Raw genomic sequence first — 11,653 nt, forward strand, 5'->3', positions numbered from 1 at the left:
GGTTCGAGACGGCCCTTCGGGCCTCCTCACCATGAGGGCTCTCCCCTGCGCAAGGCTGCATATTGAACTGACTTCACGCAACAGCGCGCTCCATCCTCACCCTGAGCTTGTCGAAGGGCGAGGATGGCCTGATCTTCTGACCAATAAAAAGTTTCCGGAGCCTTTTCGTCAGCCGTCGGCGTGGATGACGCCCGCTTCGCGCTCCAGATAGGTCTGGTCGATCGCCGGCAAAGGCTCGTCGTCAATAGCGGCCTCGAAGGCTTTCAGACGCTTATGGATCGACAAGAGCTCGATGATCGTCGTCCATGAACTGACGAGATACTGGAAGGAATTGCTGACTTGACCGAACGCCGTGGCAACCTGCTGCCAGATGCCGAGCGTGATCTTGTGCGCCACGAACGTCGGCACCAGCACGAAATAAAGGAAGATCGCATCGAGCTGGCCATAGGAATAGCGCGCCACGTTGAAATAGGCGTAGTGGAAGTACATGCGGAAATAGTTGCGCCGAACGTTGGAGAAGAGTTCCATCACGGTAGGCGGCTGCGCGCGATCGTCGCGATCCTCGCCGTAGACGAGTTCCTTTCGGTAGGCGGCCTCAACTCGCTGATTTCGGAAGTTCAGACCCGGCAGTTTTATCCCGAAGAGCGCAAGCAGGAACGTACCAAATACCGACCAGATCAGGGCCAGCCAAACAAGAGAATACGGGATTGCGCCGATAATAGGCAGTTCCGTCACATACTTCGACAGTTCCAGGAGGATGGGCAGGAAGACGATCAGGGTCATGACGGAGCCGATCAGGCTGACGCCGAGCCCTTCGAGGTTCGTTGCAAAGCGCATCGTGTCTTCCTGGACACGCTGCGATGCGCCTTCGATGCGCCGGAGCTTCTCCCACTTCGACATGTAGAAATTGTTCATCGCCCAACGCCAGCGGAAGAGATAGTGGCTCAGGAAAAACGATGAAATTACGCTCACAGCTACGCCCACCAGGCCGAGCTGCGTGAACGCCCACAGCAATCCATAGAAATCCCCATCCGTAACGCCGGGCTTTCCGCCGAGCGCATTTTGCAGGAGGTCAAAGAAAGGCCGACGCCACACGTTTACCGCCACGTCGATCTGAACACCGAAATAGGTGATGAAGACGATGAAAGCAGAACCCCACACGGACCAGGCGACCCAGGGATTGCGCTTCGAAACCACATGCCAGAAGCCGCAGAAAACTACGCCGCATGCAATAAAATATAGATAAAACAGGAAATTATTAGGAACCAGGAAAAACGCCGCTCCTACAGGCTGCTGATCCTCCGGCGGCGGCGGATACCCCATCGAAGCGACGAGATGCGCACCGAGAAGATACCAAACGAACACGCAGACGAGCGCCCAGACGATCGATGAGGAAAAAAACAATCTCGGATTCGGGAAGAAAGAATGAAACACGACGGTTAGGCTTCCTGTTGGTTCGGACGACCACGAATGACGTCAATTTGCGGCGAGCCTAGGACAGTTCGCCGGGAGCGGCAACCGGCGGGGACCTATTCTTACGTAGATGTAATCGCTTATCCCATGATCGTGATGCAGTTGTTCAGCAGCGAAATTTCACCCAATGGATGAACTCCCCCTCCAAAAGAGCTGCTCTCTCCACGCCAGCCACCCATCCGTAAATTGCCCCTCTTGCAAGATGCTATCTTACGATATATATCTTACGACATGACTAACGATATAAACCTTCACACTTCAAGGAGAAATGATATGAGAGGCTTTAGAGATCGCCACATGTGCGGAGATGGCTTTGACATCGTCGAGGCATATATCCTACGACATGGCCGAAGCCGTGAATCGCACGGCGAGCACAGGAGAGACTTCATGAGAGGCTTCAAGGGCGGCATGTTCGGCGGCGGATTCCGCACCGGACGCAAGTTCGATGCGGCCGACCTGCAGCTTATCATTCTCGCCCTGCTCTCCGAGCAGCCGCGTCACGGCTATGAACTGATCAAGACCTTCGAGGAACGCTCCGGCGGTTTCTACGTGCCGAGCCCGGGCGTCATCTACCCTGCCCTCACCTATCTCGAAGAAACCGGCCAGGCTGAAGTCGAGGCAAGCGGCACGAAGAAGCTCTACCGCATCACGGAAAGCGGCCAGAAGCGCGTCGACGATAACAGTGAGCTGGTGGAAGTGACATTCGCCAAGCTCGCCGCAATCGGCGAGAAGATGGCCCGCGTCCGCGAGGTCTTCGACGGTGGTGACGAGGACGGCCGCGACAATCCGTTCGATCGCCATGGCGCCGGCGATGTGCATCGCGCCCGCCACCTGCTGCGCTCGGCTCTTCGCGCGAAGTTCCCGTGGAGCAAGGCCGAAGGCGCGCGCATCGCGGCAATCCTCGAGCGCGCCGCCGCCGACATCATCCGCGGCGAAACGAAAGCTGAGAGCGAGCCGAAGTCCGACGATTGAGCTACAGCATGCCGCGCAAAAGTGCGCAGCGGTTTTGCGACAACGGCATGCGCAAAATCAAGGGCCTGAAGCGCAGGAAACGAATCTGAAAGATTCGCGACGCGCTTTAGGGCGTCACTTGTCCGGCAATGTCAGGATGATAGGCCCGTTGCGGGTGGTGATGATCGTATGCTCGTACTGGACCGTGGGCGCCTGCGGTTCGGCATAGAGCGTCCACGCATCGTCGCCCCCCTCCGCCCAGCTCGCGCCGAGCGAGAGAAACGGCTCGACGGTGAAGACCAGGCCATCATCCATGATCCGTGTCTCGTCGGGGTCTGCCCAAGTGGAAACCTCGGCGGGCTCTTCATGCAGGGAGCGTCCGATGCCGTGGCTGGCGAGATTGGCGATCAAGGTATAGCGGTTCTTCTGTGCAAAGGCGCCGACGGCCTGCCCGATCTTTGAAAGCGGCGCGCCACTGCGCACCTGATTGAGGCCGACCCAAAGCGCTCTCTTGCCGTCGCGGCAGAGGCGCTCGATCTTGGGCTTGACCGGCGGCACGGCAAAGGATGCACCGGTATCGGAAAAGAAGCCGTCCTTCTCGGCCGAAACGTCGAGATTGACCAGATCTCCCGCCTGGATCACGCGCGGACCGGGAATGCCATGGGCGACTTCCTCATTGACGCTGATGCAGGTCGCGCCGGGAAACTTGTAGACCAGCTCCGGCGCCGATTGCGCGCCGGCATCCTCCAGCACCTTGCGGCCGATCGCATCCAGCTCCAGCGTCGTGATGCCCGGCTCGAGCGCGGCCGCCATGGCCTGCAACGCATTGGCGCAGATGCGGCCGATATCTTTCAGCTTGGTCAGTTCTTCTTCGGTCGAAACGATCATTTACGGCTTCCAGCGCTCTCGCGCTCTGCGCAACGGTTTGGCGAGAGGCTCAAGGTCGCTTTCGCCCCTTCCTTTCGCACAGTCAATGTCTTTTTGGGCTTTCTGCCAGATAGCGCGACTTTCGGATTCCGAAAGAGGTCAGGAGCGCGGATCGTCCGACAATAATGCCCCCCACTCATGATCGCGCCAGACGCCGCCGATCTTCAGATATTTGGCTGAGAATCCTTCCTCGTGGAAGCCGAGCAGCGCGATCGAGGGGTCGTTGCGGCAGCAAATCGAGTCCGAAATCAAAAGCTTCGATCAATGAGCGGAATCATTTTGCGAACCGCTTCATAGCGAAGATAAAGTCCGCCCCAGGCGATCACGCCGAGATAGACGCCGAACAGCAGATGCGAGAAGATCGGGCTACCAATCCGCAGGTGCGTCGCGATTGCGCCGCCGAGCAGGCCCGTCAACAGGATTGCGCCGAGAACGGAAGTCCTCGGGATCGCATAGAGAATGGCACAGCCGAGCGTGATGACGCCGAGAAGCCGCGCAAGCGCCGGATCGGCGGAATAGCCAAGATCCGCCATCGTCTCCGTGACGACAGGAAGCGGGACGAGCTTGATCACGCCATCGAACAGCAGGAAGGCAATGACCAGCCCGCTAAGGATCGTGCCTGCCACGCGCTGTGCCCGCGTTACCGAAGGCATGGATGAATCGACTGCATAAGACATGTTCGTATCCCCCGGAATTGAATAGGAAATTCAGATCTTGGCTGCCAGCGCGGCAAGTTGATCGGCGCCCTGGGCCCATCCCTGATGGAATCCCATTTTCTCATGCGCTTGCCGATCCTCGGCCGACCAGTGCAGAACCGTGGCCGTGTAGCGCGTCTTGCCGCCGCCAAGATCGTCGAGCTGGATCGTCACCACCATGAAGGGCTTGGCCGACGGCACCCAGGCGCTGGTGAAAGCATCGGTGAAGACGATCCGCTCATTGGGAACAACTTCCAGATAAACGCCGTTGCCCGGGTAATCCTCGCCTTCCGGGCTGCGCATGGTGACCGAGCTCGAGCCGCCCGCGCGAACGTCGATCTTGGCGGCGGACACCGTCCACGGCTGCGGCGCGAACCATTGCTTCAACAACTCCTCCTCCGTCCAGCAGCGGAAGATCTTCTCGCGCGGAGCGTCGATAATGCGGGCCAACGACAGCTCGTGGCGTTGGGTTTGCTCGGTCATGGTCCTCTTCCTCTTTCCAGTTTGACGCGGCCTGCGCGGCCTATACTCTAACGACGTTCGTAGCCGTCGTTTCTCGACAATGCAGAAGCAAATTTTCCGATTATTTTGCAACCGCAAGAGCATCCGCGCTCAGACGATCGAGCTGATGGCGGATATGGGCTGCCTCGGCGGGCGAGCGGGCAAGCGCGATGGCCCTGTCGAAGGCGACGCGCGCCTCCTGTGAGCGGCCCAGCTGCGCAAGCAGGCCGCCCCTTACGCCGTGAAAGTAGAAATAGCTGTCGAGCTGCGCTTCCAGCGCCGCAATCAGCGCCAGAGCCGCCTCCGCTCCCTTCAGTTTGGAAAGCGCGACCGAACGATTGAGCGTGACGACCGGAGATGGCGCCAGCCTCTCCAGCATCTGATAGAGAAGGTCGATCTCTTCCCAGTCCGTATCGACGGCACGCTTTGCCCTGGAATGCAGCGCCGCGATCGCGGCCTGCACCTGATAGGGGCCGGGCTGGCGATGGCGGATCGCCTTGTCGAGCAGCGCCAGCGCCTCGCCGATCAGCGTCCGGTCCCAAAGCGACCGGTCCTGATCTTCCAGAAGAATGATCTGTCCATCCGCATCGAAACGTGCCTCCTTGCGCGATTGCTGCAAGAGCATCAGCGCCAGCAACGCCATGGTCTCCGGCTCGGAGGGAAAGATCCGCAAAAGCAGCCGCCCAAGTCGGATCGCTTCGTCGGCGAAGGCAGCTGCCTCGCGATGCGTTCCGCCCGCGGAATAGCCTTCGTTGTAGATGAGATAGATCATGGCGCTGACGAGCGCCAATCGCTCGCTACGCTCGACCGCACCCGGCGTCTCGAAAGCAACGCCGGCGGCAGCGACACGCGCTTTCGCCCGGGTAATGCGCTGCTCCATCGCGCTGTCGCTGACGAGGAAGGCGCGGGCGATCTGCTGTACCGAAAGTCCGGAAACGATGCGCAGGGCCAGGGCGATCTGCTGCGTTGCAGGCAGATCCGGATGGCAGCAGATGAACAGTAGCCTGAGAATATCGTCGCGATATCCGGAGCCATCGAGCCGTTCGGCCAGGTCGCTCTCCGCATCGCTCGTATCGGAGATCGCCTCCTCGTCGGGCAGGCTCTGCAATTTCGCCTGCTTGCGCACGGTATCGATGCCGCTGTTGCGGCCGACGAAGATCAGCCAGGCAATGGGATCGCGCGGCGGCCCCTTGTCGGGCCAGGTCTTCAAGGCCCTGAGGCAGGCCTCCTGAAAGGCCTCCTCGGCAATATCGAGATTGCGGAAATAGCGCAGCAGCGCACCCAGCACCTGCGGCCGGGCATTGGTGAGCGCGATGTCGATCCAGGCAATATCCGTCATGTGGCAACCGCTCCCGGCCGGAAGACGTAAAGCGGGCGGATTTCATAGGAGCCGACGCCGGGATTGGCCGCGGCAAGTTCCTTCGAAAAACCAATGGCTTCGTCGAGGGTTTCGAAATCGACCACATAGAAGCCGAGTAACTGCTCCTTCGTTTCCGCAAAGGGGCCATCGATGACGATCGGCTCGTTCCTGCCCTTGCGCAAGGTCGTTGCCGCCGTCGTCGGCATCAGTCGCGCCACCGGGCCGAGCTTGCCGGCCTCTCTGAGCGGCTCCTGCACGGCGATCAGCCGCGCCATGGTTGCCTCCTCCTGCTCCTTCGACCAGGCGAATACTGTATCTTCGTCGTTGTAGCATAGGATTGCGTAAAGCATGACTATTCCCTTCTCCCTTTAAAGACGAAGGAATATCATCTGCACCGACAGGCTGCGTCAAAAAAATATTGTAGCTGGCGGTCAAACGTTGCCGCGCCAGATCACCAACATTCCGGCCTTCGGGTCGAGTTCTGCTACGGCCCTGATGAAAACGCTCGCCGGGCTATCGCCGTGCCCAAGCGGCAAGCCGCCGAGAACCGGCACGTTCAGCTCGGCCAGATGCTCACGCAGGATATCGATCACCGAATAACGACGATCGAACTCGAAATCTGTAAATTGGCCGATGGCGAGTGATTCCTACCGCGATCTTCGCACGGAATAACGATCGGCGTCAGCCACTGACCGCTGGTGAGCCTTTAGCTCAATGATGGATTGACGACAGCAGCGTTTATCGGCGTAGGCCGTTTGGCCCTGGCATCGGGCTCCACTGCTCGCCCGCCCTTCGCCTTGCCCGTCCACAGCGGCAGACCGACGGATTGCGAAACGCCTGGATCCGACGTGAACACCGGATAGCCCTGTTCGACAAGCCGTTCGAGAACCTCGCGGTCCTTGCGCACGTGCAGTCGGACCAGGTTTTCCGTGTTGTAGACATGCCCGCCGGAATCGGGGTTGATGCCGGTGATGATGACTTCGGTTGCGCCGTTATAGAGCGCGAATAGGACGGCGTTGATGCCGTTGGAGCATTTGTCGTCGGCGCCGAGCTCGCTGCACTTGACCCCACCGACCCGGTCCAGCAGCGCCATGCGCTTGTAGCGATCGACGATTTCAAGCCTCTCGTAGTTGTAGTTGAACGACTTCAGCCCGTCTTCCAGCCGCTGAAGCTCTTTCCGCCACAGCAGTACATAGAGCATCTTCGTCCGCTCGCCGTTCAGAACGCGGCGCACCTCGATGGCATTGGTGTTGGTGCCTTCGATCTGGTTGAACTGAACGAGCGTCACATCGGGCGCCTCGATCCCCCAGCCCTTCGTCACCGTCTGCGATCCGTTGATGGTGATGACCTTGAAGCTCTCGTCGAAATCCGCCGGCTTGTGCGAGACCGGCGCCGAGCCGACGACGAGAACAGGCCCATCGAACCGCTTCGCCAGGATAGGCGGCTTCGGCCTGGTCAGATGATACTTGATCTGCCTGTAGATATGCTTCTTCAGTTCGGTAAATTGAGCGGCCATTATTCGCTTCATCGTCTCCCAAGAAGGCGCCGGTCCCTGAAGGGCTCTATCCGGCGAATGCGGCCCGGAATCCCTCCCCGAACCGCGAATAAGGCGAGTATCGCTGCACGCTCTTATATAAGCAAAATAAAGAAATCTTACACGATATAACCTAGGGTGAGCGGCCGATAAGTGCCGATCACCCCTGCCGTGTGCTCAAGGTACGAGAGACCGCATTCTTCCAACCTTTAAGCTTCGCATTCCGGGTCTTGGCGTCCATGTCAGGCTCGAATCGCTTGTCTCGCGCCCAGGCTTGCGCAAAGCCGGCGCGATCCGGCCAGACACCGGCGCGGCTGCCAGCAAGCCAGGCGGCACCAAGGGCGGTCGTTTCGAGAATCGTGGGCCGGTCGACCGGCGCATCCAGCAGATCGGCAAGCCGCTGCATCGTCCAGTCGGAAGCGACCATGCCGCCATCGACGCGCAGAACCGTGTGCTGCCCGTTGCCGTTGCGCCAATCCCTGTGCATCGCATCCAGAAGGTCGCGCGACTGATAGCAGACGGCCTCCAGCGCCGCCCGGACGATTTCCTCAGGTCCGGTATTGCGCGTGAGCCCGAAGATCGCGCCGCGTGCATCCGGATCCCAATAAGGTGCGCCAAGGCCGGTGAAGGCCGGCACGAGATAAACCTCCTGCAGCGGATCGGCCTTTGCGGCCAGCTCGCCGGAATCGGAAGCGCGCTTGATCGCTTTCAGCCCATCGCGCAGCCACTGCACCGCGGCGCCCGCGATGAAGATCGATCCCTCAAGCGCATAGGTCGTCTCGCCGTTCAACCGGTAGGCGATGGTGGTCAGCAGGCGGTTCTTCGAGCGCACCATGTCCGCGCCGGTATTGAGCAGCGCGAAGCAGCCGGTGCCGTAGGTGGATTTCATCATGCCGCGCTCGAAGCAGGCCTGGCCGATCGTCGCCGCCTGCTGATCGCCGGCAACGCCAAGAATCGGGATTTGGGCGCCGAAATGCGCAGTGTCGGTCACGCCGAAATCGGCGGCGCAATCCTTCACTTCAGGCAGCATCGCCGGGGGGACGCGCAGAATATCCAGCAGCTCCTCGTCCCATTCGTTGGCGCCGATATTGTACATCAGCGTCCGCGAGGCGTTGGTGGCATCGGTGAGGAAGCTCTTGCCGCCGGTCAGCCGCCAGATCAGGAACGTATCGACGGTGCCGAAGCAGAGGCCGCCCTTGGCGGCGCGGGCACGGGCGCCCTTCACATTGGTCAGCAGCCAGGAGAGCTTGGTGCCGGAAAAATAGGGATCGAGCAGCAGGCCGGTACGGCTGGTGAAGAGCTTTTCCAGATCTTGACGCTTCAGTTTCTCGCAATAGCCCGCCGTGCGGCGATCCTGCCAGACGATGGCATTGTGGATCGGCTTGCCCGTCTCGCGATCCCAGACGACGACGGTCTCGCGCTGGTTGGTGATGCCGAGTGCTGCAATATCCTTGGCGGTAATGCCGGCGGCCTCGATCGCCTTGCGGACGGTGATGAGGACGGAGGACCAGATCTCTTCCGGATCGTGCTCGACCCAGCCGGGCTTCGGATAATACTGGGTGAATTCCTTTTGCCCGACACCGGCAACCTTCATCTTGCCGTCGAAAACGATAGCCCGCGTCGACGTCGTCCCCTGATCGATCGCCAAGACATAACCGCTCATGCGTTCCTCCCGCCTATTGCATCCCGAAACAACAGATACGCGAGCAAAACGAATGTGAAAAGAAAGCAAAACGAAATTTTTCGCTGAAGGATGCGCTTTCCTGTTCAGGGCATCGTGGATCAAGGTGCCGCAAAGGAGACTGGCAGCAATGCGATTGCCATGTCCGCCTGTTTGGGACTAGGCTCAGTCCGTTTTGCATTGCAGCAGGAAGCTGCGCTGTCCAAGGAGAAGATCATGGCAAGAACAGTTGTCGTCACCGGTTCCACGAGCGGTATCGGCCTCGCCATCGCGACCGCCTTCGCCGCCAAGGGCGATGACGTCGTCATCAACGGCTTCGGAAAGCCCGAGGAAATCGACGCGATCAAGACCAAGCTCGAAGCCTCCGGCGGCGGCAAAGTGATCTATCATCCGGCCGACATGACGAAGCCCGCCGAGATCGCCGATCTGATCGCGACCGCCAACTCCACCTTCGGCAGCGTCGATGTCCTCGTCAACAATGCCGGCGTCCAGCATGTCGAGAAGATCGAGGACTTCCCGATCGAGAAGTGGGACCAGATCATCGCGATCAACCTCTCCAGCTCCTTCCACACCATCCGCGCCGCCATTCCGCTGATGAAGGCCAGGAAATACGGCCGCATCATCAACATCGCCTCGGCACATGGCCTGGTCGCCTCGCCCTTCAAATCCGCCTATGTCGCGGCAAAACATGGTATATTGGGCCTGACCAAGACGGCGGCACTCGAGCTTGCCGAATTCGGCGTCACGGTAAACGCCATTTGCCCCGGCTATGTCCTGACCCCGCTTGTCGAAAAGCAGATTCCGGATACGGCCAAGGCCCGAGGCATGACCGAGGAGCAGGTCAAGAACGAAGTTATCCTCAAGGCCCAGCCCACGCACGAATTCGTCAAGGCCGAGGAGATCGGCGCCCTGTCGCTCTACCTTGCAAGCGACGAGGCACGCCAGGTGACCGGCACGCATGTCTCGATTGACGGTGGCTGGACCGCGGAATAACCATAGACGGTTAGGGCCGGATCCGTGCGCGCATCCGGCCCGGTCAAGAAACAATAAACGGGAACGACATGAGCGACAGCATTCGCTTTATCCTCAACGGCGAGGATATCACGCTATCCAGCCTGCGCCCCACCGAGACGCTGCTCGATTTCCTGCGCCTCGAGCGGCGCCTGACGGGAACGAAAGAGGGATGCGCGGAAGGCGACTGCGGCGCCTGCACAGTGCTTGTGGGACGCCTGATCGATGGCGGACTTCACTATGAAGCCGTCAATGCCTGCATCCGCTTCCTCGGCTCGCTGCATGCGACCCATGTCGTCACCGTCGAGCATCTGGCCGCCCGGAACGGCACGCTCCATCCGGTGCAGCAGGCCATGGTCGATTGCCATGGCTCGCAATGCGGTTTCTGCACGCCGGGCTTCGTCATGTCGCTCTATGGCTTGTGGCTGACGACGGAAAAGCCGAGCCGGGCGCAGATCGAGAAGTCGCTCCAGGGCAATCTCTGCCGATGCACGGGTTACGAACCGATCGTCAAAGCGGCCGAGCAGGTCAGCCAGAAGCGGCCGAGCGCGCTCTTCGACCCCTTGGAAAAGACGAGGGCCGATATCATCGCCCGCCTCTGGGCGATGCAGGGCGGTGATACCATCGAGATTGCCGAGGGCGAGGATCGCCTTATCGTGCCCGGTTCCGTCGCGGCACTGGCACAGGTGCTTGCCGATGAACCGACGGCAACCGTCGTCGCCGGCTCGACCGATGTCGGCCTCTGGGTCACCAAGCAGATGCGCCAGCTCAATCCGGTCGTCTTCATCAACCACCTGACCGATCTGCAGAAGATATCAATCGAAGATGAGGGGCTGAGCATCGGCGCCGGCGTCACCTATAGCCGCGCCTTTGCTGTGATCAGTGAAAAGATCCCGGCCTTTACCAATCTCATCAACCGCATCGGCGGCGAGCAGGTGCGCAACATGGGCACTATCGGCGGCAATATCGCCAACGGCTCGCCGATCGGCGACATGCCGCCGCCATTGATCGCGCTCGGCGCAACGGTCAGGCTGCGCTCGGCGGCGGGCACGCGCAGCCTGCCGCTGGAGGATTTCTTCATCGATTACGGCAAGCAGGACCGCAATCCCGGCGAGTTCGTCGAGAGCATCTTCGTGCCCTACCCAGCCGATGATGCGCATTTCGCCGTTTACAAGATCTCCAAGCGCCGCGACGAGGATATTTTAGCCGCCTGCGGCGCCTTCCATCTGACCTTGGATGCCGCCGGCAATGTCGACGATATCCGCATCGCCTTCGGCGGCATGGCCGGCACGCCGAAACGCGCCCGCACCGTCGAGACGGAATTGCTCGGCAAGCCCTGGACGGAGGCGACGGTGACAGCCGCACGCGATGCCTTCGACAGCGACTACACGCCGCTGACCGATTGGCGCGCCTCGGCCGAATATCGCCAGCTCACCGCCAAGAATCTTCTCCTCCGCTTCTACCTGGAGACATCAGGCGCGCCGCAGGAGCTGAAGCGTTTCGAGGTGCTGGCATGATGA

Annotated in this window: 12 protein-coding genes; 3 read left to right on the forward strand and 9 right to left on the reverse strand. The window is 60.4% G+C overall.

Features of this window, described 5'->3' with window-relative positions; translation table 11 throughout:
* Positions 1–168: 168 nt before the first annotated feature.
* Positions 169–1,434 carry a peptide antibiotic transporter SbmA gene (sbmA, locus tag CCGE531_RS13635; RefSeq protein ID WP_120664641.1) on the reverse strand — a complete coding sequence of 422 codons (1,266 nt, stop codon included), beginning with the start codon at positions 1,432–1,434 and terminating at the stop codon, positions 169–171.
* Positions 1,435–1,860: 426 nt separating this feature from the next.
* Between sbmA and CCGE531_RS13640 the strand changes: the two genes are divergently transcribed.
* Positions 1,861–2,445 (forward strand): PadR family transcriptional regulator, encoded by a 585-nt coding sequence (locus CCGE531_RS13640; RefSeq protein WP_120664642.1) that lies wholly within the window; start codon positions 1,861–1,863, stop codon positions 2,443–2,445.
* 114 nt (positions 2,446–2,559) lie between these two features.
* Here CCGE531_RS13640 and map read toward each other — a convergent pair whose 3' ends face one another.
* The 8 genes from map to glpK all read right to left on the reverse strand — a co-directional run bounded on the left by map (position 2,560) and on the right by glpK (position 9,104).
* Positions 2,560–3,312 carry a type I methionyl aminopeptidase gene (map, locus tag CCGE531_RS13645; protein ID WP_120664643.1) on the reverse strand — a complete coding sequence of 251 codons (753 nt, stop codon included), beginning with the start codon at positions 3,310–3,312 and terminating at the stop codon, positions 2,560–2,562.
* A 287-nt stretch (positions 3,313–3,599) separates the two neighbouring features.
* Positions 3,600–4,028, reverse strand: coding sequence for a DoxX family protein (locus tag CCGE531_RS13655; protein ID WP_120664644.1), 429 nt, complete (start codon positions 4,026–4,028; stop codon positions 3,600–3,602).
* A 30-nt stretch (positions 4,029–4,058) separates the two neighbouring features.
* Positions 4,059–4,529: an SRPBCC family protein gene (locus tag CCGE531_RS13660; RefSeq protein ID WP_120664645.1), complete on the reverse strand. Its 471-nt coding sequence runs from the start codon at positions 4,527–4,529 to the stop codon at positions 4,059–4,061.
* Between the two features lie 100 nt (positions 4,530–4,629).
* Positions 4,630–5,886, reverse strand: coding sequence for an RNA polymerase sigma factor (locus CCGE531_RS13665; protein ID WP_120664646.1), 1,257 nt, complete (start codon positions 5,884–5,886; stop codon positions 4,630–4,632).
* Complete coding sequence (locus CCGE531_RS13670) at positions 5,883–6,257, reverse strand: YciI family protein (protein WP_120664647.1); 375 nt, start codon at positions 6,255–6,257, stop codon at positions 5,883–5,885. Before CCGE531_RS13670 ends, CCGE531_RS13665 begins: the two co-directional genes overlap by 4 nt.
* Before the next feature lie 81 nt (positions 6,258–6,338).
* On the reverse strand, positions 6,339–6,542 hold the full coding sequence (locus tag CCGE531_RS13675; RefSeq protein ID WP_281024455.1) for a hypothetical protein: 204 nt from the start codon (positions 6,540–6,542) through the stop codon (positions 6,339–6,341).
* A 71-nt stretch (positions 6,543–6,613) separates the two neighbouring features.
* Positions 6,614–7,423: a membrane-anchored protein gene (locus CCGE531_RS13680; RefSeq protein WP_120664648.1), complete on the reverse strand. Its 810-nt coding sequence runs from the start codon at positions 7,421–7,423 to the stop codon at positions 6,614–6,616.
* Between the two features lie 178 nt (positions 7,424–7,601).
* The gene (gene glpK, locus CCGE531_RS13685) at positions 7,602–9,104 is read right to left on the reverse strand and encodes a glycerol kinase GlpK (RefSeq protein WP_120664649.1); all 1,503 of its coding nucleotides are present in this window, start codon (positions 9,102–9,104) and stop codon (positions 7,602–7,604) included.
* Positions 9,105–9,338: 234 nt separating this feature from the next.
* Between glpK and CCGE531_RS13690 the strand changes: the two genes are divergently transcribed.
* Together CCGE531_RS13690 and xdhA are read left to right on the forward strand one after the other, a co-directional pair.
* Positions 9,339–10,115: a 3-hydroxybutyrate dehydrogenase gene (locus CCGE531_RS13690; RefSeq protein WP_120666826.1), complete on the forward strand. Its 777-nt coding sequence runs from the start codon at positions 9,339–9,341 to the stop codon at positions 10,113–10,115.
* Positions 10,116–10,183: 68 nt separating this feature from the next.
* A complete protein-coding gene (gene xdhA, locus CCGE531_RS13695) occupies positions 10,184–11,650 on the forward strand; it encodes a xanthine dehydrogenase small subunit (RefSeq protein WP_120664650.1) in 1,467 nt (488 codons plus the stop codon).
* The last annotated feature ends 3 nt before the right edge of the window (positions 11,651–11,653 follow it).

Origin of the sequence: Rhizobium sp. CCGE531 (assembly GCF_003627795.1) — a bacterium.
Classification (GTDB): Bacteria; Pseudomonadota; Alphaproteobacteria; order Rhizobiales; family Rhizobiaceae; genus Rhizobium.